Annotated in this window: 25 protein-coding genes; 8 read left to right on the top strand and 17 right to left on the bottom strand. The window is 57.5% G+C overall.

Annotated elements, in window-relative coordinates:
• Nucleotides 1-15: 15 nt before the first annotated feature.
• The 4 genes from chbA to osmE all read right to left on the bottom strand — a co-directional run bounded on the left by chbA (nt 16) and on the right by osmE (nt 2,806).
• A complete protein-coding gene (gene chbA / locus ACQUTD_RS09025) occupies nt 16-363 on the bottom strand; it encodes a PTS N,N'-diacetylchitobiose transporter subunit IIA (RefSeq protein WP_072568249.1) in 348 nt (115 codons plus the stop codon).
• A gap of 55 nt (nt 364-418) precedes the next feature.
• Complete coding sequence (gene chbC / locus ACQUTD_RS09020; RefSeq protein WP_473274825.1) at nt 419-1,777, bottom strand: PTS N,N'-diacetylchitobiose transporter subunit IIC; 1,359 nt, start codon at nt 1,775-1,777, stop codon at nt 419-421.
• A gap of 80 nt (nt 1,778-1,857) precedes the next feature.
• Nucleotides 1,858-2,175, bottom strand: coding sequence for a PTS sugar transporter subunit IIB (locus ACQUTD_RS09015; protein ID WP_318364675.1), 318 nt, complete (start codon nt 2,173-2,175; stop codon nt 1,858-1,860).
• Between the two features lie 289 nt (nt 2,176-2,464).
• A complete protein-coding gene (gene osmE, locus ACQUTD_RS09010) occupies nt 2,465-2,806 on the bottom strand; it encodes an osmotically-inducible lipoprotein OsmE (protein ID WP_318376694.1) in 342 nt (113 codons plus the stop codon).
• Between the two features lie 256 nt (nt 2,807-3,062).
• Between osmE and nadE the strand changes: the two genes are divergently transcribed.
• Both nadE and cho read left to right on the top strand, forming a co-directional pair.
• Nucleotides 3,063-3,890, top strand: coding sequence for an ammonia-dependent NAD(+) synthetase (gene nadE, locus ACQUTD_RS09005; protein WP_318364674.1), 828 nt, complete (start codon nt 3,063-3,065; stop codon nt 3,888-3,890).
• 184 nt (nt 3,891-4,074) lie between these two features.
• Nucleotides 4,075-4,950 (top strand): excinuclease Cho, encoded by an 876-nt coding sequence (cho, locus tag ACQUTD_RS09000; RefSeq protein ID WP_072568244.1) that lies wholly within the window; start codon nt 4,075-4,077, stop codon nt 4,948-4,950.
• A 28-nt stretch (nt 4,951-4,978) separates the two neighbouring features.
• On the opposite strand, the gene ves is transcribed toward cho, so the two are convergent.
• From ves to ACQUTD_RS08965, 7 genes are all read right to left on the bottom strand, one after another.
• Nucleotides 4,979-5,536, bottom strand: a complete 558-nt coding sequence (ves, locus tag ACQUTD_RS08995; protein WP_072568243.1) for an environmental stress-induced protein Ves — start codon at nt 5,534-5,536, stop codon at nt 4,979-4,981.
• Nucleotides 5,537-5,841: 305 nt separating this feature from the next.
• On the bottom strand, nt 5,842-6,324 hold the full coding sequence (spy, locus tag ACQUTD_RS08990; protein WP_072568242.1) for an ATP-independent periplasmic protein-refolding chaperone Spy: 483 nt from the start codon (nt 6,322-6,324) through the stop codon (nt 5,842-5,844).
• A gap of 333 nt (nt 6,325-6,657) precedes the next feature.
• On the bottom strand, nt 6,658-7,626 hold the full coding sequence (gene astE / locus ACQUTD_RS08985; RefSeq protein ID WP_473274826.1) for a succinylglutamate desuccinylase: 969 nt from the start codon (nt 7,624-7,626) through the stop codon (nt 6,658-6,660).
• 9 nt (nt 7,627-7,635) lie between these two features.
• Nucleotides 7,636-8,961 carry an N-succinylarginine dihydrolase gene (gene astB, locus ACQUTD_RS08980; RefSeq protein WP_473274827.1) on the bottom strand — a complete coding sequence of 442 codons (1,326 nt, stop codon included), beginning with the start codon at nt 8,959-8,961 and terminating at the stop codon, nt 7,636-7,638.
• On the bottom strand, nt 8,958-10,436 hold the full coding sequence (gene astD, locus ACQUTD_RS08975; RefSeq protein ID WP_473274828.1) for a succinylglutamate-semialdehyde dehydrogenase: 1,479 nt from the start codon (nt 10,434-10,436) through the stop codon (nt 8,958-8,960). The genes astB and astD overlap by 4 nt, the downstream gene beginning before the upstream one ends.
• Nucleotides 10,433-11,467: an arginine N-succinyltransferase gene (astA, locus tag ACQUTD_RS08970; RefSeq protein ID WP_473274829.1), complete on the bottom strand. Its 1,035-nt coding sequence runs from the start codon at nt 11,465-11,467 to the stop codon at nt 10,433-10,435. Before astA ends, astD begins: the two co-directional genes overlap by 4 nt.
• Nucleotides 11,464-12,684, bottom strand: coding sequence for a bifunctional succinylornithine transaminase/acetylornithine transaminase (locus tag ACQUTD_RS08965; protein ID WP_473274830.1), 1,221 nt, complete (start codon nt 12,682-12,684; stop codon nt 11,464-11,466). Before ACQUTD_RS08965 ends, astA begins: the two co-directional genes overlap by 4 nt.
• Before the next feature lie 444 nt (nt 12,685-13,128).
• On the opposite strand from ACQUTD_RS08965, the gene xthA reads away from it, so the two are divergent.
• Nucleotides 13,129-13,935 carry an exodeoxyribonuclease III gene (gene xthA, locus ACQUTD_RS08960; protein WP_473274993.1) on the top strand — a complete coding sequence of 269 codons (807 nt, stop codon included), beginning with the start codon at nt 13,129-13,131 and terminating at the stop codon, nt 13,933-13,935.
• 3 nt (nt 13,936-13,938) lie between these two features.
• Here xthA and ACQUTD_RS08955 read toward each other — a convergent pair whose 3' ends face one another.
• Nucleotides 13,939-14,223, bottom strand: coding sequence for a DUF1496 domain-containing protein (locus ACQUTD_RS08955; RefSeq protein WP_072568235.1), 285 nt, complete (start codon nt 14,221-14,223; stop codon nt 13,939-13,941).
• 236 nt (nt 14,224-14,459) lie between these two features.
• On the opposite strand from ACQUTD_RS08955, the gene gdhA reads away from it, so the two are divergent.
• Nucleotides 14,460-15,803, top strand: a complete 1,344-nt coding sequence (gene gdhA / locus ACQUTD_RS08950; RefSeq protein WP_473274831.1) for an NADP-specific glutamate dehydrogenase — start codon at nt 14,460-14,462, stop codon at nt 15,801-15,803.
• A gap of 210 nt (nt 15,804-16,013) precedes the next feature.
• Here the strand turns inward: gdhA and ACQUTD_RS08945 are convergent, their stop codons facing one another.
• The 3 genes from ACQUTD_RS08945 to ACQUTD_RS08935 all read right to left on the bottom strand — a co-directional run bounded on the left by ACQUTD_RS08945 (nt 16,014) and on the right by ACQUTD_RS08935 (nt 19,665).
• A complete protein-coding gene (locus ACQUTD_RS08945; RefSeq protein WP_473274832.1) occupies nt 16,014-17,948 on the bottom strand; it encodes a DNA topoisomerase III in 1,935 nt (644 codons plus the stop codon).
• A gap of 4 nt (nt 17,949-17,952) precedes the next feature.
• Nucleotides 17,953-18,996 (bottom strand): selenide, water dikinase SelD, encoded by a 1,044-nt coding sequence (selD, locus tag ACQUTD_RS08940; RefSeq protein ID WP_318364663.1) that lies wholly within the window; start codon nt 18,994-18,996, stop codon nt 17,953-17,955.
• 117 nt (nt 18,997-19,113) lie between these two features.
• On the bottom strand, nt 19,114-19,665 hold the full coding sequence (locus ACQUTD_RS08935; RefSeq protein ID WP_072568230.1) for an NAD(P)H nitroreductase: 552 nt from the start codon (nt 19,663-19,665) through the stop codon (nt 19,114-19,116).
• A 163-nt stretch (nt 19,666-19,828) separates the two neighbouring features.
• Between ACQUTD_RS08935 and sppA the strand changes: the two genes are divergently transcribed.
• The 4 genes from sppA (at nt 19,829) to chiD (ending at nt 24,822) form a co-directional block, all read left to right on the top strand.
• Complete coding sequence (gene sppA, locus ACQUTD_RS08930; protein ID WP_318376680.1) at nt 19,829-21,682, top strand: signal peptide peptidase SppA; 1,854 nt, start codon at nt 19,829-19,831, stop codon at nt 21,680-21,682.
• A gap of 55 nt (nt 21,683-21,737) precedes the next feature.
• Nucleotides 21,738-22,754: an asparaginase gene (gene ansA / locus ACQUTD_RS08925; protein ID WP_318364682.1), complete on the top strand. Its 1,017-nt coding sequence runs from the start codon at nt 21,738-21,740 to the stop codon at nt 22,752-22,754.
• A 10-nt stretch (nt 22,755-22,764) separates the two neighbouring features.
• Nucleotides 22,765-23,403, top strand: coding sequence for a bifunctional nicotinamidase/pyrazinamidase (gene pncA / locus ACQUTD_RS08920; RefSeq protein WP_473274834.1), 639 nt, complete (start codon nt 22,765-22,767; stop codon nt 23,401-23,403).
• Nucleotides 23,404-23,568: 165 nt separating this feature from the next.
• A complete protein-coding gene (gene chiD, locus ACQUTD_RS08915) occupies nt 23,569-24,822 on the top strand; it encodes a chitinase ChiD (RefSeq protein ID WP_473274835.1) in 1,254 nt (417 codons plus the stop codon).
• A gap of 50 nt (nt 24,823-24,872) precedes the next feature.
• On the opposite strand, the gene ACQUTD_RS08910 is transcribed toward chiD, so the two are convergent.
• Nucleotides 24,873-25,151, bottom strand: coding sequence for a YeaC family protein (locus tag ACQUTD_RS08910; RefSeq protein ID WP_072569434.1), 279 nt, complete (start codon nt 25,149-25,151; stop codon nt 24,873-24,875).
• A 42-nt stretch (nt 25,152-25,193) separates the two neighbouring features.
• Nucleotides 25,194-25,607 (bottom strand): peptide-methionine (R)-S-oxide reductase MsrB, encoded by a 414-nt coding sequence (msrB, locus tag ACQUTD_RS08905; RefSeq protein ID WP_318364656.1) that lies wholly within the window; start codon nt 25,605-25,607, stop codon nt 25,194-25,196.
• Between the last annotated feature and the right edge of the window lie 64 nt (nt 25,608-25,671).

Genomic DNA, 25,671 nt, shown 5'->3' with positions numbered 1-25,671 from the left:
GCGTTGGCTCCTGTATTAGCGCACTTTTTCGTGCAGCTCAATCAATTCGGCAATCAGCTCGCGGGCCAGCATCGAGGTCATCAGATGATCCTGCGCATGCACCAGCACCAGGCTGACCTTCATCCGGCCCTCGCCCTGATCGCCTTCAATGAGCTGCGTCTGCACGCGATGCGCTTCGTTAAGGGCGGTACGGGACTGCGCCATGGTTTCCTTCGCTGCCGCGAAATCGCCCGCTTTCGCCTGCTTCAGGGCAGTATAAGCGAGACTGCGCGCCTGCCCGGAGTTAATGATAAGCCCCATCACCACTTCTTCCAGTTCATCGGTGGCAAGCTCGGTTTCCACAACATCATCCAGATTAAACATCTTATCTTCCTCATGTCAGTCCGGCGCAGGCTAACCGCTGCCTGCGCCATCAGGCTTAAAATTTCAGGGCGTTGGCGATATCTTCTTCGCTTTCTTCTTCCTCAATGGCCGCCTGCGCCTTGTTGGCCACCATGACGAACGGCAGGTAAATCAGCGTCGCGACGCCGAGGTTAAACAGCGCCAGCACCAGAGCTGCCACGCTACCGTTAGTGTTAAAGAAGGCGCCGAGGCCGGTCGGCATTGTCCAGGGCGCGATGTTCGTCACCGGCGGGATAATGCCCGTGTAATAGGCTGCCAGCATGATGCCGGTCAGCACCGGTTGCACCAGCACGAAGGGAATGAACATCACCGGGTTCATAATGATCGGCAGGCCGAACAGGATTGGTTCGTTGATCTGGAAGATACCGGACGGCAGCGCCAGCTTACCTACCTGACGGTAATCCGCGCGGCGGGAACCGATAAAGATGGCGATGATCAGCCCCAGGGTGGCACCCGAACCGCCCAGCATCACGTAGGAGTCGAGCATCGGCTTGGCCCAGACGTGGAAGGTTTTACCCGCCGCCAGCGCCGCGTCAACGGAGCCGTACTGCTGATAAATCGCCATGTTTTCCAGCGCCCAGGGGGTCATGATGCCGCTGTCCAGCGCCGTCAGCGCCAGCGAACCGTGCACGCCGAAGAACCATAACAGGGAGTTGAAAATCACATAGGCCCAGCCAACCACGCCGCCCATCGCGGAAAGCGGTTTTGAGACGGAATCGAGAATGACCTGGTGGAAGTTGGTGCCCCAGGCGGTGAGCGCCCAGCCGATAATGCCCATTACCGAGAGGATCAGAAAGCCTGGGATCAGCGCGGAGAATGAGCGGGACACCGACGCCGGGACGCTGTCCGGCAGACGGATCACCCAGTTGCGGCGGATGACAAAGGTAAACATCTCCGCCACCACCAGCCCGATAATAATACCGGAAATAATATTGGCCCCGCCCAGCCAGTTTGCGCCCACGGCATAGGCTTCGCCGACGCTATAAGGCGTAACCGTCATAAAGGCGGCTACCGCTAATAACCCGGCGGCCAGCGGATCGACTTTTCGCTCCTCGGCCAGCGCCATGCCAATAAAGAACGGCGCCATCAGCGACATGATGCCTAAAGTGCCGTTATAAACATTACCGCCGATGGCCTTAAAACCATTCAGCGTTTCAATGGTTGAGGCATCCAGACGAATACCTAAAGAGTAAAAAAACGATCCTTCGCCAAAACTTAAGAATACGTTGTTAATTAATACAAACATCGCCCCTGCAAGGGTTAACGGCATTAAGCGGATAAAGCCGTTTTTAATTGCATTGACGTGCGGTTGTTTTCCTATTCTTACGGCAAAAGGGATCAGCATTTGCTCCAGCGAATCAATTGCTTTGCTCATAGAAAAGTCCTTAAAAGCCGCAATAAACTATTGCGGCGAAAGTAAGTGAAATAACTCTTTGACGGGGAAAAGAAATAAAATTAATTTGCTGCTTTTTTAATGGCGGCGACAGCAGTTTTCAGTACAGCCAGACCATCCACTTTGCCGTAATGGATGGAATCAATCACTTCGACAGGTTTATTCGGTAACAGGCGTTGAATTTCAGGCAACATATAGGCGATTTGCGGGCCTAACAGCACGACATCGGCCTCGGGTCCTTTTTCACCGGCCAGGGTTTCAGGAAATGCATCAATGATCACCGGCACCTCATACTTCTCTGCCTGCGCGCGCATTTTGGACACCAGCAGCGAGGTGGACATGCCCGCCGAGCAGAACAGATAGATGTGTTTCTTTTCCATCACAACCTTCCTTACGTTTCAACCGCAACAGGTGTGCCTGCATGGGGACCTGTGTGGGTGGCTGGGATAACTCGTGAACCCTTGAGTTACTTTTGTTTCTGGTTGAAGAAAATATACAGCATCCCGCCTGGGGGCGATAATCCGTCGCTAACCCGAATTGTCTCTCATTGACCTGGCAGGATGATAGCCTTCACAATTCGGCAAATAATTCGCGTCAAGAAATAAGATTTTGAGACAAAAAGAAACCGGCGCGGTGGCCGGTTTGTTTATTTGCTCAGGCTTAAAGGGATCAGGACTTCGGTGCCTGCGGATCGGTATCATATTCCGCACAGGTCTGATAACCGGAGTTCATCACGTGACCGGTTTCGTCCAGGGCAACAAAGTAAGTTTCTGTTTTGCCATTACGTTGACCCAGAATGTAGGTCTGGCAAGTACCACGAGCGTGGATCATGGTCACTTCAGAAGAAGGCTTACCGGCAACCTGCATTACCTGCGCGCGGCTCATGCCTTTCTTAACATCTTTAACCACCGGCGTGGCAACCTGATCTTTAGTACGATCGTAAGCAGTACAACCTGCCAGCATGGTCATTACGGCCGCGGTACCCAGAATTCCTGCGAGTTTCTTGTTCATATTGATCCTTCCTCTTGTTATCCGCTTGTGTATCAGCGCGTTATCTAAGCCTGGAATATAAAATAACTTTTTTCAACCTCATGACGACACTGACTTAACTTTAAGAAAAATCTAATAAAACAGAGTGAGGCAGACAAAAGGCGGGTTTTTGCGCTCCCTGCGCCGTCGCGCCTTGTCGTTTTAGCCACAACGGGTTAATTTGAAAAGATTGCTACTTAACATCTGCCCTTAAGGGCGACAGACGGAGAGTGTTGTCATGACGCTGCAACAAGACATTATTCAGGCGCTGGGCGTTAAGCCGCGCATCGATGCAGAAGAAGAAATTCGCCGTAGCGTGGATTTTTTGAAATCCTATCTTAAAGCCCATCCGTTTCTGAAGTCACTGGTGCTGGGCATCAGCGGCGGCCAGGATTCGACGCTCGCCGGTAAGCTCAGCCAGATGGCTATCAGCGAGCTGCGCCAGGAAACCGGCGACGAAAGCTACGCCTTTATCGCGGTACGCTTGCCCCACGGCGTGCAGGCGGATGAAAAGGATTGTCAGGATGCGATTAACTTTATCGGGCCGGATCGCGTGCTGGTGGTGAATATTAAAGCGGCGGTGCTGGCGAGCGAGCAGGCGCTGCGCGACGCGGGCATCGAACTAAGCGATTTCATTCGCGGCAACGAAAAAGCCCGTGAGCGTATGAAAGCGCAATACAGCATTGCCGGTATGACCAAAGGCGTGGTCGTGGGTACAGACCATGCGGCGGAAGCCGTGACTGGCTTTTACACCAAATACGGCGATGGCGGCACCGATATCAATCCGCTGTTCCGCCTGAACAAACGTCAGGGAAAACAGCTGCTGGCGCAGCTAAACTGCCCGGAGCATCTGTATAAAAAGGCCCCGACCGCCGATCTGGAAGACGATCGCCCTGCCCTGCCGGATGAAGTCGCCCTTGGCGTCACCTATGAGATGATCGACGATTATCTGGAAGGCAAAACCATTGATGAGACGCATGCGCGTACCATCGAAGGCTGGTATCTGAAAACCGAACATAAACGCCGCCTGCCGGTGACGGTTTTTGACGACTTCTGGAAACATTAAAACGCCCGGCGGCGCAGGCTTGCCAGGCCTACAAGTGACTGATTTACAGGCCGGGTTAGCGCAGCGCCACCCGGCAAATGAACAAAAGTGATTAATACGTGTTCTGTGGCGGCGCAAGCCGCCTCTTTTTTCGCCACGATTTGCCTGCTACACTGGATAAGTAAACAGTATCAGGAGTCTATGTGTGGTAAGGCGTCAATCAGCCCCGCGCCTGCATTTTGAAGCGGCGGCCATTTATGAATATCCCGAACATCTGCGCCCGTGGCTGGAGGCATTGCCTAAGCATCCCGGCGTCTATTTCTTTCATGGCGACAGCGACACCATGCCGCTGTATATCGGCAAGAGCATTAATATTCGCAGCCGCGTATTGTCGCATTTGCGCACCCCGGACGAAGCCTCCATGCTGCGCCAGTCGCGGCGTATCACCTGGATCCTTACCGCCGGGGAGATAGGCGCGTTATTGCTGGAAGCCAGGCTAATTAAAGAACAGCAGCCGCTGTTTAATAAACGCCTGCGCCGCAACCGTCAGCTCTGTTCCCTGCGCTTTGACAGCGACAAGCCAGAAGTGATCTACGCCAAAGAGGTGGATTTTTCTTCGCAGCAGGGGCTGTACGGGCTGTTTGCCAATCGACACGCCGCGCTGCAAACCCTGCAATCTATCGCCGATGAGCACAAACTCTGCTACGGCCTGCTCGGGCTGGAATCCCTCAGTCGCGGTCGCGCCTGTTTCCGTTCAGCGCTGAATCGCTGCGCGGGCGCCTGTTGCGGGAAAGAGAGCGTCGAGGCGCACCATCAGCGTCTGCGTGACGCCATGACCCGCATGCAGCTGGTGTGCTGGCCGTGGCGCGGCCCGGTGGCGCTGCGGGAAAGCAGCGGTGAAATGACCCAGTATCATATTATTCACAACTGGTTCTGGCTGGGCTCGGTCAATTCCCTGGACGAAGCGTCGTCACTGCTGAAAACGCCTGCCGGTTTCGATCAGGATGGCTATAAAATTCTCTGCAAGCCGCTGATGGCGGGGATCATGGATATTCACGAGCTGCCCTTTACCGCCCCCTGAACCGGCAGGCGTCTGCCGGTGCGCAGGTTTAATGCCCCGGCAGCCAGGTGATTTCGCTGAACAGCAGCTGCCCTTCCGCTTTCAGTAAGCGCAGGGTATGGCTACCTTCCTGCCAGCTGGCCCCCTGATCCGCGGTCAGCAGCTTATCACCCAGTTGCCACGCGCCGCTGAGTACGAATACCACCCCGCCGCGCGAGCCGAAGGTGGTGAAGGTGCGATCGGCGATGCGTACTTTCGCCTGGCAGCGATCGCGGCGGGTCATGATATTGAAATCCATCGACATCTGCCCGTCGTTCAGCTGTACCTTGATCGGCTGCTCACCTGAAAAAGAGAAAGGTTGCAGCCGTTTCAGGGTATGGCAAAAGGCATTTCCCCCGTCGAGGGTCACTTCCCCGCCTTCGATCAGCGTGATCACGCGATCCACCCCCTGAAACTGCGGAAACTCGCCGTTAGCGGCAAGAGACGCAATGCTGGCGCGCCAGTGGAAATCCCGCGTGGCTTCCGGAAAACAACAAATCTCCCGTGTTTCGCCCGCCCCGTTGCGCCACAGATTCACCGCCATTTTGCGGATATCAAAATATTCCATCACCACTCCTGAAGGGCGCATCACGCGCGCCTGCGCAGCCGGAAAGCCGCACCACATTGTTATAATCTGTTTACCCTGCCACCAGGTTATCGGCAGCGGACAGGTAATGCCTTAGCAATGACGCTGCATCCTGGAAGAATTTTTTTAACAGCCTGATAAAAAGGTAGTTTCGCGTAATAAGGTATCAGAGCATACCCTGTCGCAGGCGGGGGTCAAAGAGGGAAGAAAAGAAAAAACCGCCGGGCTTGTCCACAGCCTGAAGGCGTTTATGGACAAGTCCGGCGGTCTTAATAAGGGGCGCTATGTTATTCAGCGGATTCAGGCATTTTACCTTCCGGCGCCGGACGTTCTGTCAGACGCTTCTCAAAATTGGCATTAAACTGCTTTTTCTGTTCCGGGGTTAAGATGTTGTAAATCTTATTCTGGGTTTCCATGTGCGCCAGCATACGGGCTTTGTGCTGCTCTTCCATCTTCGCAATCTGCGCTTCGGCTTTGGCTTTATCGAAGGTATCGCTGGCGATGATGTCGTGCGTGGCGCGGCGTTCTTCCACGGTCGGACGCTTCATCTGGTCGCGCTGGCTTTTCATGATGTCACGCACCTGCTGTTTCTGTGCATCGGTCAGGTTCAGATCTTTAAACATCATGTCATGATGCATACCCGGCTTGCCTTTATGGTGCATCATCGGCTTGCTGTCTGCCGGCGCAGCGGTGGTATCAGCGGCGTGGGCCAGGTTAGCAGCACCCATCGCCAGGGTAGAGGCAACAAACAGAGCGGTCAATTTACGCATAATGTATTCCTTCTTTCAGTTATTCTTGCGGCGTATTGCCGTGTTGACGAGATTCACTTTACGGTCTTTTTCGTCAAATAATCAGAGCAACAGTAAAGCATTGAAAGCGTAAAAAACAAATTATCGCCAATTATGAAGAAAATAAGGATAAAGCGTGGAGAGTTGCAACAGGAATTATACAGGATGCTGATTTGAAAGAGATTATGAAGAATGATACCTGAGCGCCGTATAATAATAAAGCAATGATGTCAGATAATTCCGTATCGCCTGACATCATCGGTTTTTATATTTTTCAGAAAAGCGTTAATCCCGATAAAAATAATCGCCAGCGCCTCAGGGCAGCCGCTCCAGCATCAGCCCGGCGCGTAGTCCCAGGGCTACCTGTGGATTGGGAAACAGCACGTATTCCGTCGCGGCCTGCGCCACATAACGCGTTTCGCCGTCTTCTGCCAGCAGCGTCCCGGCGGCAAAAGGCGTGAAGTTAAGCGTCTCGCCGGACATATGCAGCCGGAAAGCAGCGCTGTGGCGGGTGAGTTGCTGAACGACCCGATAGCGCAGCGGCGCGACATCATTGCCCGCGGCCGGTTTATCCGCTGACAACGCTGCGATGGCGTCAAGCGTGACGGCGAACTGCCGCAGATCGTTTTCGCCAAAGGGTAGCGCCTTGCCCAGTTCCAGCGTACATGCCAGCGCGCCAAAACGTTCGCAGCTGTAGTGGGTAAAGGTGCCGCCCGGCGACTGGTGAAATACCAGCGCTTCCAGACCGGCCTGACCCAGCCAGCGCAGAAAATCCTCGTCCCAGGGCGTGTCGCGCTGCGGCATTACGCCAAAGCGCAGATGGTGCGAGCCGCGAATAGCCGTGTGCAGATCCAGATGCCAGCGCAGGTCGCCGGGTTGCGCGGCATAAAAGCGGCTGATCGCCTGCTCCAGCTGTAGCGCCCGTACGGTTTCCACACTGTGGGCAAACTGCTGCCAGCGTCCGCCGAACATGCGGTTCAGATCGCTGTGCAGATAGCGTTTTCCGGCCCGCAGCGCGGGCGGGTTGCCGAGGATCACCAGCATCCGCCAGCGCAGCGGCGTAGCGCCCTGCATCAGCCCCGTCAGCAGTTTGTCCAGCATCTCCACCGGCGCGGTTTCGTTGCCGTGAATGCCCGCCGACAGCACCAGCGATTTATCCGTAGGCTGATGCGGGACCAGTTCAAGGATCCCCTCTGCCCGCCAGTGCCAGCGGAGCTGGTCGTTTTGCCCCCACGGATTTTCCGGCGCACGGCCGCTCAGTGTCAGGGCAAGAAAATTCTCCATCGTCGATCCTTATTGCTGGAACGGATAGACCGATCCCAGATCCAGTAACTGGGTCAGCCTGTCCAGCGCCTCGCGGCCTTCGCGCAGCAGCTGCGGATCGGCAAGATCGGCCTGGGTGAGACGGTCACGATAATAGCGGTCCACCCAGTCGTTCAGCGCGGCAAACAGCCGGTCATTCATCATAACCGCCGGATTTACCGCCTGCTGTTCGGCCTCATTTAATACCACCCGCAAACGCAGACAGGCCGGGCCGCCGCCGTTGGACATGCTTTCGCGCAGATCGAATACCCGCAGTTCGTTCACCGGATTATCCTGCGCCAGCATGTCATTCAGATAACGCCAGACGTTCGCCTGCTCGCGACACTCCTGGGGCACCACCAGCAACATACTGCCGTCGTCGCGGCTCAGTAACTGGCTGTTAAACAGATAGCTGCTCACCGCCTCTTTGACCGACACCAGCGCCTGCGGCACTTCGATAACCTGAAAGCCCGGCACCTGTTCCGCCAGGCGGGTCATCAGCCCGCGCTGCTGCACAAAGGCGCGCTCATGGCAGAACAGCAGCGTACCGTTCGACACGGCGATGACATCATTATGGAATACCCCTTCATCGATCACCGTCGGGTTTTGCTGGGCGAAGATGACGCGCGCCGGATCCACCTGATTGAGACGCGCCACCGCCTGGCTGGCTTCCAGCGTTTGCCGCGCCGGATAACGCTCAGGCGCGGCGTGGCCGTTTTCTTCCCGGCCATAAACAAAAAGCTGCACGCCCGGCTCGCCGTACGCCTGGCTGAAGCGGTTATGGTTCGCCGCCCCTTCGTCGCCGAAACGCGCCACCTGCGGCAGTGCGCCATGCACCATGAAACGCCCTTCATCCCGGAAGATGGCGCGCAGCAGCGCTTCGGTGGTGGGCGCTTCGGTACTGCGGTGGAATTTATTGTTCAGGTTCGCCACCGTCAGATGGACTTTGCCATCAAGGGCATCTGACGACGGGCAGACAGTGGCGGCGTTTGCCACCCACATTGGCGACGCGGAACTGGCCGCCGACAGCAGCTCCGGGGTTTGCGCGGCGGCTCTGGCGAGCACCTGCTCGTCGCTGCCGGTAAACCCCAGCTGGCGTAACACCGGAATATTCGGGCGCTCGTGGGGCGGGATCACCGCCTGCGGAAAGCCCAGATCCGCCAGCGCTTTCATCTTCAGCAGCCCCTGCTTGGCCGCCAGTTTCGGATTCGACACCTGAAAACGGTGCGCAGTGGAGGCTTCGTTACCAAAGGATAAACCGGCGTAATGGTGCGTCAGCCCCACCAGGCCGTCAAAATTGACTTCGCGCGCTTTCATCGCGTCTCCTCCCGACCAAAATCCAGCCCCGGACTGAGGCTCTCCGGCAGCGACAGCGCCGGAGATTCAAGGCTGGCCATCGGCCAGGCGCAGTAGTCCGCCGCATACCAGGCGCTCGGGCGATGGTTGCCGGACGCGCCCACGCCACCAAAAGGCGCGGTGCTGGCGGCACCGGTCAGCGGTTTATTCCAGTTGACGATCCCGGCGCGCGCCTCCAGCAACAGCCGGTCGAATTTCTCCCGTGACGGGGTGACCAGCCCGCAGGCCAGCCCGTAACGGGTGGCATTAGCAAGCTGAATGGCCTCGTCAAACTCGTCATAGCGCCACACGCCCAGCAGCGGACCGAAGACCTCTTCATCCGGCACGTCAGCCACGCCGGTCAGCTCGATAATGCCCGGCGTCAGCAGTGAAGTGCCGGGTTTGATCAGCCGCGGCGCCAGCAGCGTTCTGCCGCCCCGCGCTTCCTGCGCCTGCCAGGCGGTATACACGCCCTCTGCCGCCTGCGGGGAAATCAGCCCGCCGATAAAGGGCTGCGGATCCGCGTCCCAGGCGCCGGGCATAATGCGTCCGGCAACCTCCACCAGCCGGGCGAGAAAGGCATCGCCCTGCGCGCCGCGTTTCACCAGCAGACGGCGCGCGCAGGTGCAGCGCTGCCCGGCGGTAATAAAGGCCGACTGAATGGTGAGGTGCACCGCGGCGTCAACATCATCAATATCTTCCACTATCAGCGGATTATTGCCGCCCATCTCCAGCGCAAGGATCTTCTCCGGCTGACCGCCAAGCTGACGATGCAGATGAAAACCGGTGCTGGCGCTGCCGGTAAACAGCAGACCGTCGAGATCGGCAAGCTGGCTCAGCGCCTGGCCAGTGTCGCGCCCGCCCTGCACCAGATTCAGCACGCCCGGCGGCAGCCCCGCCTCCTGCCACAGTTTCACCACCGCTTCGCCGCTCCAGGGCGTCAGCTCGCTGGGTTTGAAGATCACCGTATTCCCGGCCAGCAACGCCGGAACGATATGCCCGTTCGGCAGATGGCCGGGGAAGTTGTAGGGGCCGAATACTGCCAGCACGCCGTGAGGACGGTGGCGCAGCGTGGCGGCGCCGTCCGGCATGGCGGTGTGCTGCTCGCCAGTGCGGGTGTGATACGCCTTCACCGAGATGCCGATTTTGTTGATCATGGCGGTAATTTCGGTGGCGGCTTCCCAGCGCGGTTTGCCGGTTTCCCGGGCGATCACCGTCGTCAGGCTGGCTTTGTTCGCATCCAGCAGCGCGGCGAATTTCTCGACAATCTCCTGTCGTGCGCTGAAGGATTGACGCGCCCACGCCGGAAACGCGGCGCGTGCGGCGCGCCCGGCGTCTGCCACCTGCGCGGCGTCAGCATCACGCCCCTGCCAGAGTGTCTCACGGGTGAGCGGATCGGTTTTTTCCCGTTGTTCGCCCTGACCGCTGATCCAGTCGCCATTTATCCAAAGATTCATTGTGTTTTCTCCTCTGCGCACAGGCGGACCAGGCGAACCTTTTCCCCGGCGCGACATTTCAGGGCGTCCATCTGGGCGGCGCTCAGCAGCAGACGTTCGGTATCGGGATCGGCATTCACCAGCATGGCGCGGAATTGCTGGTACTTTTCGTTAGCCACCAGACAGGCGGGCCACTCGCCCGGCGCGGGCTGCCCTTCGGCCACCTCCACCAGACGGCTTTTACGGATTGCCCGCACCCGATCGATGTCGCATTCCAGCGTCGGGCCGCCGTCAAAGATGTCGATATAGTGACGGTAGCGGAAGCCCTCTTTTTCCAGTACCGCACGGGCGGGGGCGGTGTGAGGATGCACTTCGCCGATCACCGCCTGCGCTTCTTCAGACAGGAAATGGGTATAGATAGGATGCTTGGGCATCAGCTCGGCGATAAAGGCTTTCTGTCCGGTGCCGCACAGGTGATCGGCGCGGCTGAATGGCATGGAGAAAAAGCGTTTGCCGAGGCTTTCCCAGAACGGCGAGTAGCCCGTTTCGTCGATCACCCCGCGCATCTCCGCCACCACTTTTTCGTTAAAGCGATCGCGGAAAGCGGCCATAAACAGAAAGCGCGATTTCGACAGCAGATAGCCGTTGCCCTCTTTACGCCAGTCGGCGTCGAGGAACAGCGTGCAGAGTTCGCTGCTGCCGGTGTGATCGTTACTGAGAAACAGCGTCGGCAACGCGTTGTAGACGTTCAGCTCTTTGGAGGCGTGCACCTGGGTGCCGACGCGGTAGTTGTACCAGGGATCGTTTAGCCCCACCGCCACTTCAATGGCGCAGATCCCGGCGACAGTGCCGCTCCGGGTGTCTTCCAGCACGAACACGTAACCCTGTTCACCCGGCGGCAACTCGTCCTGCCAGGTTTTGCGTGCGCGCTCAATGCGCGCGGAGAGCGTGGCTTTATCCGCCGGCAGCGACGTCAGCCCGCCGCCGGTTTTACCGGCCAGCTGCATCAGGGCCGGGAGATCGCTGCGCTCAATCGGGCGGATCACCATCATAGGCTTTCTCCTGCCAGATAACGTTCACAGGCGCGCGCCAGCCGTTCCAGGCCGTGACGCACTTCCTCTTCGCTGATGTTCAGGGCAGGCGCAAAACGCAGCACGTTAGCACCTGCAATCAGCACCATCACACCCTCTGCCGCCGCCAGCTGGGAGATGAGTTTGGCTTTCCCGGCATGTTCCGCCGCCAGCTCGCAGCCAATCAACAGGCCGAGGCCGCGGATCTCCCTGAACAGCGCATGGCGGGTGTTGATCGCCTGCAACTGTTCGACAAACCATTCATGGCGCTGTTTCACGCCGTCCAGCGTCGCCGGGGTGTTAACAATTTCCAGCACCTCACCCGCCACTGCCGTCGCCAGCGGGTTGCCGCCGTAAGTGGTGCCGTGGGTGCCGACCACCATCACAGCCGCAAAAGCGTCGCGGGTCAGCATCGCGCCGATGGGGAAGCCGCCGCCCAGCGCTTTGGCGGTGGTGAGCACGTCCGGTTCCACCCCGTAATGCATATAGGCATAAAGCTCGCCGGTACGTCCCACGCCGGTCTGCACTTCATCAAAAATCAGCAGCGCCTGGTGGCGATCGCACAACTCGCGAAGGCCTTTCAGGAAATCTGCTTCTGCAGGTACCACGCCCCCTTCGCCCTGCATCGGCTCGACGATCACCGCGCAGGTATCGTCATTAATCAATTCGCGGGCCGATTCCAGATTGTTAAACTCCGCATGGCGGATCTCCGGCGGCAGCGGAGCAAAATCTTTTGAATAGGCTGGCTGCCCGCCTGCGCTGACGGTAAAGAGCGTGCGGCCATGGAAGGCGTTTTTGAACGCCACGATGCCGCTTTTCTGTGGGCCTGCATGGTCGTGAGCATATTTACGCGCCAGCTTCAGCGCCGCTTCGTTGGCTTCCGCGCCGGAGTTACAGAAGAACACGCGGTCAGCAAAGGTGGCGTCGATAAGACGCTTTGCCAGCCGCAGCGCCGGTTCGTTAGTGTAGCCATTGCCGGTGTGCCAGAACTTCGCCGCCTGTTCGCTGAGCGCACGGCACAGCGCCGGGTTCGCATGACCAAGGGCATTCACCGCAATACCCCCGGCAAAATCGATATACTCTTTCCCTTCCTGATCCCACAGCCGGGAACCCTCGCCGCGAACCGGAATAAAAGACGCCGGGGCGTAAACCGGCAGCATCCAGTGATCAAAGTTTTCACGCGTAATAGAGTGGGACATAGCGACCTCATCCGGTAAATGAAAGGTTGTTGATATGTTAATAATTATGAGTGTTTGCGCTGCTAATGTAGATTGCACGCTTCGTGCCAGCCAGCGATAAAACTGCATAACGGCGGGGAGGATTTTAAATATCAGTAACTTACAATCTGTCACTATTCACTTTTATTGCATAAAAAGTGAATAATTTTTGCGCTATTAGCGAAGCCGGGCGGATCGGCAGGAAATTTTATGCATTGCTAAAATATAATTCTGGAATTGTGATCTTACGCGGAAGGTGATCGCGCCCCGCGCCCCTTTTCAGGGCGGGATGCACCGCAGCGGGGCATGGTAAGCACCATTGGCGACGCCTGTTGCAGCCATGCGCAGAAAAGCGCAGCGCCGGGGCGTAACGCCGGGCATTTTCTGCTACCATCGCTGCACTCTTTATTGCTAGTGGCAGCGACTATGAAATTTGTCTCTTTTAATATCAACGGCCTGCGCGCCCGTCCTCATCAACTGCAAGCGATCATTGATAAGCATCAGCCTGACGTGATTGGCTTACAGGAGACAAAGGTCCATGACGATATGTTCCCTCTCGAAGAGGTGGCGAAACTGGGCTACAACGTGTTTTATCACGGTCAGAAAGGTCACTACGGGGTGGCGCTGTTAACCCGCGACACGCCGGTGTCCGTGCGCCGCGGTTTTCCGGGCGATGACGAAGAAGCGCAGCGTCGCATTATCATGGCGGAATTAGCGTCTCCCCTCGGCAATATTACGGTGATCAACGGCTATTTCCCGCAGGGGGAAAGCCGCGACCATCCGACCAAATTCCCGGCGAAAGCGAAGTTTTATCAGGATCTGCAGGATTATCTGGAAAACGAAATCAGCAAAGACAGCCCGGTGCTTGTGATGGGTGATGTCAACATCAGCCCGACGGATCTGGACATCGGTATCGGCGAAGACAGCCGCAAACGCTGGCTGCGCGCGGGTAAATGCTCGTTCCTGCCGGAAGAGCGCGAGTGGATGGCCCGTTTGCAGGGCTGGGGGCTGGTGGATACCTTCCGCGCCGCCAATCCGGACGCGCAGGATCGTTTTTCCTGGTTTGATTACCGTTCAAAAGGTTTTGACGATAACCGCGGGCTGCGTATCGACCTGGTGCTGGCAAGCAGTGCGCTGGCAACCCGCTGCACCGACACCGGGATCGATTACGAGATCCGCGGTATGGAAAAACCGTCCGATCATGCGCCTGTGTGGGCGAGCTTCGATCTGTAAGCGTCAGGGCTTCACACGACGCCACACCAGCGGATTAGTGCTCAGCGTGCGTTCGTCACGCTGGCACTGCAATAAAATGCCGTCAGCTTTGACCACCGCCCCTTCCGAGTAGTTTTCATCCTGATAAACGCAGCACTGATTACAGGGCTGCGGACGTTGCCCGCCGGAGGAGAAGACTTCCGGCGGCACGTTCACATCAACGCCGCCGGTACTGTACCGCACCTCTGCCTGTGCCGTCGCGGTCAGCAGCGCCAGCAGGCTGGCGGTTAATAAAGCGTGTCGGATCATCGTTTTTTTTCCTGATTAGGTGGTGGTAATAACTATAACGGTAAAAGATCGCCGAACCTTTAACGTGCACGGTCATCGTTTTTAATTATGACCTCCTGCCTATTATTAATTTCCCTGCATATTTCTTAATCGCTTGCCTGATGCCGCTTTTCCGGTGTTATAGTCGAAAACGCAAACAATCTGTAAACAATCAACAATAAATCCTAAGCCCACTGACATAAGAGGATGTTATATCGATGGATCAGTCTTGCTCTCTGGAAACCTTCCTTACCCGTATTCAACAACGCGATCCGCATCAGACAGAATTTGCCCAGGCGGTGCGCGAAGTCATGACCACGCTGTGGCCCTTTATTGAAGAAAACCCGCGTTACCGGCAGATGTCGTTACTGGAACGTCTGGTCGAGCCGGAACGTGTGATCCAGTTCCGCGTGGTGTGGGTGGACGATCGTAACCAGGTGCAGGTCAATCGCGCATGGCGTGTGCAGTTTAACTCCTCCATCGGCCCTTATAAGGGCGGGATGCGTTTTCACCCGTCGGTGAACTTATCGATCCTGAAATTCCTGGGCTTTGAGCAGTCGTTCAAAAATGCCCTTACCACCCTGCCGATGGGCGGCGGTAAAGGCGGCAGCGATTTCGATCCGAAAGGCAAAAGTGAAGGCGAAGTGATGCGTTTTTGCCAGTCGCTGATGACCGAGCTGTACCGCCATCTGGGGCCGGATACCGATGTGCCTGCCGGTGATATTGGCGTCGGCGGTCGGGAAGTGGGATTTATGGCGGGGATGATGAAAAAACTCTCCAATAACAGCGCCTGTGTGTTTACCGGTAAAGGGCTGTCGTTCGGCGGCAGTTTGATCCGCCCGGAAGCCACCGGCTACGGACTGGTCTATTTCACCGAGGCGATGTTAAAACGTCACGGCCTGGCCTTCGAAGGGCAGCGCGTGGCGGTGTCCGGCTCCGGCAACGTGGCGCAGTACACTATTGAAAAAGTGATGGAACTGGGCGGGCGGGTGATCACCGCGTCAGATTCCGGCGGCACGGTCGTGGACGAAGCGGGCTTTAACGCGGAAAAACTGGCGCGCCTGTGTGAAATCAAAGCCAGCCGCGACGGTCGCGTGGCGGATTATGCCCGCGAGTTCGGGCTGGTGTATCTGGAAGGCAAGCAGCCGTGGTCGGTGCCAGCGGATATCGCCCTGCCGTGCGCCACCCAGAACGAGCTGGACGTCGACGCCGCCCGCACGCTTATCGCCAATGGCGTAAAAGCGGTAGCGGAAGGCGCGAATATGCCGACCACCATCGAAGCCACCGATCTATTCCTCGAAGCGGGCGTGCTGTTCGCGCCGGGTAAAGCGGCGAATGCGGGCGGCGTGGCGACGTCCGGGCTGGAGATGGCGCAGAACGCCGCGCGCCTGAGCTGGAAAGCGGAAAAAGTGGATGCGCGTCTGCACCATATCATGCTGGATATTCACCATGCCTGCGTGGAGTACGGCGGTGATGAGAAGCAGACCAACTACGTGCGCGGCGCGAATATCGCCGGATTTGTGAAGATCGCCGACGCCATGCTGGCGCAGGGCGTGGTCTGATTTGCGGTTGTGATGCCCGGCGGCGCTGCGCTTGCCGGGCTTACATGCTGACTGAATCCGGATGCCCGGCGGCGCTGCGCTTGCCGGGCCTACAAGCTGACTGAATCCGGGTGCCCGGCGGCGCTGCGCTTGCCGGGCCTGGGGTTACCTTGTAGGCCGGGTAAGGCGCAGCCGCCACCCGGCACTTTTCAACCCACCCGGCAACCGGCGCTACGCCGCCGGAGCCGGACTTGCGGGCGGCTTTTTCTTCCCCCGCCCTTTAAAACTTTTCTTCTTATCCCCGCCCGGCGCTGCAAGCCCTCTGAACTGGCGCACCGGCGTGCTGCGGGCCTGATCGATCAGCTGATACAGCGTCCCCACCAGCGGCTGCATAAAATCCTGATACCGGCACTGCTTTTCGCTGATTTGCGTCAGCACCGATTCCCAGTGGGCAGTCATATCCGGCCGCGCCGCCATCTCCGGCAGCGAGTGGATTAACGCCCGTCCGGCGTCGCTGGCGTGGATATAACGCCCTTTTTTCACCAGGAAGCCGCGCTTAAACAGCAGTTCGATGATCCCCGCGCGGGTGGCTTCGGTGCCCAGCCCGTCAGTGGCGCGCAGGATCTTCTTCAGATCTTTATCCTGCACAAAGCGCGCGATACCGGTCATCGCCGACAGCAGCGTGGCGTCGGTGAAATGCCGTGGCGGCTGCGTCTGTCGCTCCACCACTTCGCCCTTCTCGCACAGCAGTTCATCGTCTTTAGCGACCACCGGCAGCGGGGTGCCGTCATTCTCTTCGTCGCGCTCTTTATTGCCCAGCAAGGCGCGCCAGCCCGCTTCCGCCAGAAAACGCGCTTTGGCGATAAATTTACCGTTGGCGATGTCGAGTTCGATGGTGCATTTGCGGAAGACCGCGTCCGGGCAGAACTGCATCAGGTACTGACGCGCCACCAGAGTGTAGATCTTCTCTTCGTTATCCGTGAGGTTCACCTTACTGCTGCGCACAGTCGGGATAATGGCGTGGTGCGCATCGACTTTTTTATCATCCCAGCAGCGGTTACGGATGTCGGTATTCACCGCCTGTTGCGGCAGCAGCGACGGGCTGTGTACGCTGATGGCGTTGATCACCGCCTGGCGACCGGCAAAATGCTCTTCCGGCAGGTAGCGGCTGTCAGAGCGCGGATAGGTGATCAGCTTATGGGTTTCATAAAGCTTCTGACAAATATCCAGTACGTTCTGCGCGCTGAGGCCAAAGCGCTTCGCCGCTTCAATCTGCAGGGTGGAGAGCGAGAACGGCAGCGGCGCAGGCTCAGACTCCCGTTTGTCGTTATAGCTGGTGACCAGCGCGGGCTGGCCGGTAATACGTTTTACGACATGATCGGCCAGGCTGCGGTGCAGCAGCCGCCCTTCTTCATCCTGGTACGGCTCGCAGGCTTCGCTTGGTTGCCAGGTGGCGGTATAGCGTTCCTCTTTCGGGGTGACGATATGCGCCTTCACCTCGAAAAAGTCTTTCGCCACGAAGTTTTCGATCTCTTCGTCACGTCGCACCACCAGCCCGAGCACCGGCGTCTGTACTCGTCCCACCGACAGCACGCCCTGATAACCGGCGCTCTGCCCCAGCAGCGTATAGGCGCGGGTCATGTTGATGCCATACAGCCAGTCGGCACGGGAGCGGGCCAGCGCCGACGAGCTTAAGGGGATAAATTCGCTGTTGGCGCGCAGACGGTTAATGGCCCGTTCCACCGCCTGCGGGTTGAGATCGTTGATCAGGCAGCGCTGCACGTTGCGGCGCTTTTCCGCAGGCAGATCCAGATAGTTCAGCACCTCATCCACCAGCAGCTGCCCTTCGCGATCCGGGTCACCGGCGTGGATCACTTCGCTGGCCTGTGCCAGCAACCGCTTGATGACGTTGATTTGTTTTGTCACCGAGGCGCGTGGTTGCAGCTGCCACTTTTCCGGCACTATCGGCAAGTCAGAGAGATTCCAGCGGGCATAACGGCTGTCATAGGCATCCGGCTGCGCCTGCTCCAGCAGGTGACCGATACACCAGGTCACCACCTGGCCATTTCCGCACTCAATGTAGCCGTCGCCCTTGCGGTGCGGCTTTGGCAGCACATCCGCAATGGCGCGGCCCAGACTGGGTTTTTCGGCAATAAACAACCGCATTGACTTAACGGATCTCAATCATAGGACGGCCCGCGCGGGCTTCAACCAGCTCGCCGATGGCGGTCAGGGTGATGCCGTATTCGGCGGCGGTCGCCTGTACCTGGCTTTCAGCGTCCGGGGTGACCGCCAGCAGCAAACCGCCGGAGGTTTGCGGATCGCACAGCAGATCGCGCCAGGCCTGCGGCATGTCGCCCATCAGATGCCCGTAGCTGGCGAAATTACGCCCGGTACCGCCCGGCACCGCGCCCTGGGCAATATACTCTTCAACGCCCGGCAGCTTCGGCACGTCCTGATAGCGGATCTGCGCCTGCACGCCTGCGCCCTGGCACATTTCGCTCAGGTGGCCGAGCAGCCCGAAGCCGGTGACATCGGTCATGGCTTTGACGCCCTCAATGCTGGCAAATCCGGCACCGGCGAGGTTCATGCGGCACATCACTTCCGTCGCCAGCCCGACATGCTCCGGTTTAAGCAGGGATTTTTTCTCGGCGGTGGTCAGCACGCCAATGCCCAGCGGTTTGGTGAGATAGAGTTTGCAGCCCGCCTTCGCGGTGCTGTTTTTCTTGACGCGCTCCGTTGGCACGATGCCGGTGACGGCGAGGCCGAAAATCGGCTCCGGCGCGTCGATGGAGTGACCGCCCGCCAGGGCAATGCCCGCCTGCTGGCAGGCAAAACGCCCACCCTCAATTACATCACGGGCGATCTCCGGGGCCAGGGTGTTTATCGGCCAGCCTAAAATGGCGATGGCCATAATCGGCTTGCCGCCCATGGCGAAAATGTCGCTGATGGCGTTGGTCGCGGCGATACGTCCAAAGTCGAACGGGTTGTCGACAATCGGCATAAAGAAGTCGGTAGTGCTGATCACGCTGGTGCCGTTGCCCAGATCGTAAACCGCGGCGTCATCACGGGTTTCGTTGCCGACCAGCAGGTTTGGATCGATAAACTTTGCCCGATCGCTGTGCAGAATGGTTTCCAGCACTTTGGGGGAAATCTTACAACCGCAACCAGCTCCGTGACTGTACTGCGTTAAACGAATGGCTTGCTCGCTCATGGACATCTCCTGTCATTGCAATCCGGCTATGGTAGCGCTCAATCGGATAAGTGGTAAGTATGACTGTCCGAATTGCGTGGCTTTCGCTCACAATACGGACAGTCTGGCGGTGATGGCTCAGAAATAACGCACGAACGGCGTGGTATCAGGCAGGCTGATGGTGGTGGAGGCTTTCAGCTGCGGCGTGCCGAGGTAGAGGAAACCGACGATATGATCCTGTTCCCGGCATTCCAGCGCTTCGCGCACCACCGGGCTGTCGGTCATCGGACCGCTGCGCCAGATACCGTTAAAGCCCTGCGCCAGCGCCGCCATTTGCATCGCCATCACCGCACAGCCAGCGGAAACCAGCTGTTCCCAGTGGGGCACTTTAGGATGATCTTCGCATTTGGCGACCACGGCAATAATCATCGGCGCGCGGAACGGCCCGGAGCGGGCTTTTTCAATGCCCTTTTCATCCAGCCCCGCGGCAATGGCGCCTTTCTCCAGCAACTGGCTGAAGCGCTCGCGCCCTTCTCCCTCAATGACAAAGAAGCGCCACGGCTGCAGCGTGCCATGATCCGGGGCGCGCATACCTGCCTGTAAAATACTTTTCAGCTGATCGCCCGCCGGGGCCGGTTCGGTGAGGCGGGAGGCGCTACGACGGTTAACGAGCAGTTCAAGTGCATCCATTAGTTAACTCCTGTCATCAAATTTATGCATAAAATTAACACGACAGGAGATTTTGTTACAGCGACGGCGGCGGATCTTGCTGACAAGTTGCCGCCGGGTAATTAGGATAACCGCACATTCCGCTCAGGGTAGCGGGGGTTGTTAATCAGGACAGGAAGAATACATGCGAACCCTTTGGCGTTTCATTGCTGGTTTTTTTAAATGGACATGGCGACTGCTCAATTTCGTCCGTGAACTGGTGCTCAACCTTTTCTTTATCTTTTTAGTGGTTGTGTGCGTGGGCATCTGGATGCAGGTAAAGAGCAGCAATGCCGAGCACAGCAACCGTGGCGCGTTGTTGCTGGATATCGCAGGCGTGGTGGTGGATAAGCCTTCCAGCAGCAGTAAACTGGGCGTGCTGGGCCGTCAGCTGTTTGGCGCCAGTTCCGATCGCTTACAGGAAAACTCGCTGTTTGATATCGTCGAAACCATTCGCCAGGCGAAAGAGGATCGCAATATCACCGGTATCGTGATGGATCTGAAAAACTTCGCCGGTGCCGATCAGCCGTCGATGCAGTATATCGGTAAAGCGCTGCGCGAATTCCGCGACAGCGGTAAACCTGTCTATGCCGTGGGCGATAACTTCAGCCAGGGTCAGTATTATCTGGCCAGCTTCGCCAACAAGATTTTCCTGTCGCCGCAGGGCGTGGTGGATCTGCATGGCTTTGCCACTAACGGGCTGTACTACAAATCGCTGCTGGAAAAGCTGAAGGTCTCCACGCATGTTTTCCGCGTCGGCACCTATAAATCCGCCGTCGAGCCGTTTATCCGCGACGATATGTCCCCTGCCGCGCGCGAGGCGGACAGCCGCTGGGTTGGCGAGCTGTGGCAGAACTACCTGAACACCATTGCCGCCAACCGTCAGGTACCGGCGCAGCAGATCTTCCCTGGCGCGCAGGCGATGCTGGAGGGGCTGACCAAAGTGGGTGGCGATACGGCAAAGTATGCGCTCGATAACAAACTGGTGGATCAGCTGGCGTCCAGCGCAGAAGTCGAAAAAGCGCTCAGCAAACAGTTTGGCTGGAGCGATGCCGACAAGAATTACAGCGCCATCAGTTACTACGATTATGCGCTGAAAAAACCGAGCGAAAACGGCGACAGCGTGGCGGTGATCTTCGCTAACGGCGCGATCATGGACGGGGAAGAAACCCCGGGTAACGTCGGCGGCGACACCACCGCGTCGCAGATCCGCGATGCGCGTCTCGATCCGAAAGTGAAAGCTATCGTGCTGCGTGTGAACAGCCCTGGCGGAAGCGTCAGCGCCTCCGAGGTGATCCGTGCTGAACTTGCCGCAGCGAAAGCCGCCGGTAAGCCGGTGGTGGTCTCCATGGGCGGCATGGCGGCGTCCGGCGGTTACTGGATCTCAACGCCGGCTAACTACATTGTGGCGAACCCGAGCACCCTCACCGGCTCGATTGGCATCTTCGGGGTGATCAACACCTTTGAAAACAGCCTCGATTACGTGGGCGTGCACACCGATGGCGTGGCGACCTCGCCGCTGGCGGACGTGGCGGCGACCAAAGCCCTGCCGCCGGAAGTGCAGCAGATGATCCAGCTGAGCATTGAGAGCGGCTATAAGCGCTTCCTGTCGATTGTGTCCCAGTCGCGTAACAAGACGCCGGAGCAGATCGACCAGATTGCTCAGGGCCACGTCTGGACCGGTCAGGACGCGAAAGCGAACGGGCTGGTGGACGCGCTGGGCGATTTCGACGATGCGGTGGCGAAAGCGGCTGAACTGGCGAAGCTCAAGCAGTGGCACATTGATTACTATCAGGATGAGCCGACCTTCTTTGATCAGGTGATCACCAGCATGTCCGCCAGCGTCCGCGCGGCGATGCCGTCGGCGTTACAGGCTTATCTGCCCGCGCCGCTGGCACCGGTCGCCGGTGCAGTGAAAGCGGAAAGCGATAAGCTGGCGGCCTTTAACGATCCGCAAAACCGCTATGCGTTTTGCCTGACCTGCGCTAACGTTCGCTGATAATCCATCCCCTCAGCCATGAGGGGATTTTTTTATGGCTATGAAACAGAACACCATGCAAAAGAAATCGATTTACGTCGCCTATACCGGCGGTACTATCGGCATGCAGCGCTCCGAGCAGGGCTACATTCCGGTTTCCGGGCACCTGCAACGCCAGCTGGCGCTGATGCCGGAGTTTCACCGCCAGGAGATGCCCGACTTCACCATTCATGAATACCATCCGCTGATGGACTCTTCCGACATGACGCCGCAGGACTGGCAGCATATCGCGGAAGATATTAAATCGAATTACGATCGCTACGATGGTTTTGTCATTCTGCACGGCACCGACACCATGGCGTTCACCGCCTCGGCGCTGTCGTTTATGCTGGAAAACCTCGGCAAGCCGGTGATTGTGACAGGGTCACAAATTCCGCTGGCGGAGCTGCGCTCGGACGGGCAGATCAACCTGCTCAATTCCCTGTACATTGCGGCGAACTACCCGATTAACGAGGTGACGCTGTTCTTCAACAATCGTCTGTTCCGCGGCAACCGTACCACCAAGGCCCATGCGGATGGCTTCGATGCCTTCGCCTCGCCTAATCTGCAACCGCTGCTGGAAGCCGGGATCCACATTCGCCGTCTCGGCACGCCCCCTGCGCCCCATGGCGATGGGGAGCTGATTGTGCATCCTATCACCCCGCAGCCAATTGGCGTGGTCACTATCTATCCGGGCATTTCTGCCGACGTGGTGCGTAACTTCCTGCGCCAGCCGGTGAAGGCGCTGATCCTGCGCTCTTACGGCGTGGGCAACGCGCCGCAAAACGGCGAGTTTCTGAAAGAGCTACAGGCAGCCAGCGAGCGCGGCATTGTGGTGATCAACCTGACCCAGTGCATGTCCGGCAAAGTGAATATGGGCGGTTACGCTACGGGTAATGCGCTGGCGCACGCGGGCGTGATTGGCGGCGCAGATATGACGGTGGAAGCAACGCTGACTAAACTGCACTATCTGTTAAGTCAGGATCTGGATGTGCAGGCCATCCGCAAAGCGATGGCCGTCAATTTGCGCGGCGAGCTGACGCCGGACGAATAAGGAGCAGACTATGGCCCGGGCATTACTGTTAGTGGATATTCAGAACGATTTTTGCGCCGGTGGCGCGCTGGCGGTCGCCGAAGGCGACAGTACGGTAGATATTGCGAACGCCATGATCGACTGGTGCAAAGCGCGCGGCGACGCGGTGGTGGCAAGCCAGGACTGGCACCCTGCGGATCACGGCAGTTTTGCCAGCCAGCAGCATGTCGAGCCGTATTCTGAAGGATTACTGGACGGGCTGCCGCAGACCTTCTGGCCGGATCACTGCGTCCAGAACACCGAAGGGGCGGCGCTGCATCCGCTGTTAAACGCGAAGGCCATCGATGCGCTGTTTCATAAAGGCGAAAACACGGCGATTGACAGCTACAGCGCTTTCTTTGACAACGGCCACCGACATAAAACGCAGCTTGACGACTGGCTGCGCCATCATGACGTTAACGAGCTTATCGTGCTGGGTCTGGCAACGGATTACTGCGTGAAGTTCACCGTGCTGGACGCGCTGACGCTGGGCTACAGCGTGGATGTCATTACCGATGGCTGCCGCGGCGTGAATCTCCATGCCCAGGACAGCGCGCATGCGTTTATGGAGATGGCGGCGGCGGGCGCGACGCTCTATACGCTGGCAGACTGGGTGGAAACCCACGCTTAACGATCCACGCGGGTATTGATCATCAATACCCGTTCTTTTTGTTCCCCTTCAACGACATAAAGTGAAGTTCTTCGCAGTATCAGCGCAACGACTATGCCAGGCTATGCGGGTTGTTTTTTCGCCATGCTTTTGCCTGGCTTTATTTTTTGTCAAAGAGGAACCACCATGAAACTATTGCCTTTGCTGGCAGCCTTACCCCTGCTCTGCGCCCCGCTCGCCTCCGCCAGTTCTCTAATGTCGGTCGGTTATTTTAACGGCGGTGGAGATGTTACCGCCGGGCCTGGCGGAGATATAAACACCCTGGATGTTCGTCAGATTACTCACCTGAATTACTCATTTGGCCTGATCTATAACGACGAAAAAGGCGAAACTAACGACGCGTTAAAAGATCCCTCTAAGCGGCATCAGATTTGGCTCTCCCCAAAAGTCGCCGCCGATCTGGCGTTGATTCCCACCCTGCGCAAACAAAATCCTGAGCTGAAAGTGCTGCTATCCGTGGGTGGCTGGGGCGCACATGGATTTTCCGCTGTCGCCGCGACACCGCAGGCCCGCGCGGTGTTCATCCATTCAGCGCAGGATATCGTCGTACGCTACGGACTGGATGGTATCGATCTGGATTGGGAGTATCCGGTCAACGGTGCCTGGGGGCTGGTGGACAGCCAGCCTGCCGACCGGGATAACTTCACTGCGTTACTTAAAGAACTCCGGGCCGCTTTGGGCGATAAAAAGCTGGTGACTATCGCCGTCGGCGCGAACGCCGAAAGCCCGAAAAGCTGGGTGGATATGAAAGCCGTTGCGCCGGTGCTGGATTACATCAATCTGATGACCTACGACATGGCCTACGGCACCCAGTATTTCAATGCCAATCTGTATGACTCCACGGCCTGGCCGACCGTTGCCGCCGCGGATAAATACAGCGTCGATTTTGTGGTAAACAATTATCTGGCAGCAGGCGTGAAGGCGAAGCAGATGAATCTGGGCATTGGATTTTATGGCCGTGTCCCGAAACGCGCTATCGAGCCCGGCATCGACTGGAGCAAGCCGGATGCGCAGAAAAATCCCGTCACACAGCCTTACTTTGGCGAACGGGAAGTGATGCTGTTCAACACGCTGGGATTCGATCTGAAAAAGGATACCTACGTAAAATATAACGATATTGTGAAGATACTGCTTAACGATCCCCAGAAGCGCTTTACTGAACGCTGGGATGAAAGGGCAAACGTCCCCTGGCTGTCGGTGAAATCTGCCGATGGAAAAGCGCTCTTTGCGCTGAGTTACGAAAACCCGCGCTCAGTGGCAATCAAGGCGGATTACATCAAGAAAAAAGGACTGGCCGGGGCGATGTTCTGGGAGTATGGCGCGGATGATAATAACCAGTTAGCGAAACAGCTGGCTGAATCGCTGGTCAGTAAACCATAAAACATTGAAAGGCCGGGTAAGCGCGCTTCCCGGCCTGTTACAAAGAGTTGTTAATTCACTTTCAGCGTGGCAATGGATTTTGGCGTAATGCCAAACTCTTCTTTCAGCTGCTGCTTACTTTTCATCACCATCTGACCGTTCGTATCGATGGTCATATGCTGGGCGTCGGTGTTATGGCGCGCCTGCCAGAGCATCACCAGTTGCAGGCTGTTCTCTTTTTGCTCCGGTGTCAGCGCCACGCCGTCGGGCCATTTGCCCAGCTCAACCGCCGTGACCAGACGCTGGTACACTTCCGGCGTTAAACTGTTAACAAGCTCATCCACATTCACGATTTCTTGTCTCCGCATGGAATAATTTGCTGAATCGATTCTTTAACCCTTGATCTGCTCGCCGCTGTCGTCATCGGTGAAGCTCAGGGAGGCTGAATTCACGCAAAAACGCTCGCCGGTTGGCTGCGGGCCGTCCGGGAAAACATGTCCCAGATGCGCATCGCAATTGCCACAGCGGATCTCGGTGCGCTGCATACCGTGGGAGTAGTCATTCAGGTATTTGATGGCCTCATCGCTGACCGGTTCATAAAAGCTCGGCCAGCCGCAGCCGGAATCGTATTTGCTCTGAGCGTTAAACAGCGGCGCATCGCAGATTAAACAGTGGTATACGCCATCGCGTTTGTTGTGCAGCAGACGACCGGTGAAAGGCGGTTCTGTGCCATGGTTTTGCGTGACATAGAACTGCATTTCAGTGAGGTTTTTTTTCAGGTCGTCCTGAGAGGGTTCATTAGCCATATGCTTACTTCTCGCGTTGAGTACATTCACATCTTTTCTTTGATTCTAACAAAACATTAACAGG

The organism is Enterobacter sp. K510 (assembly GCF_055804875.1).
The sequence above is the reverse complement of the archived record's forward strand: the minus strand, read 5'-3'. Positions and strand labels throughout refer to the sequence as shown.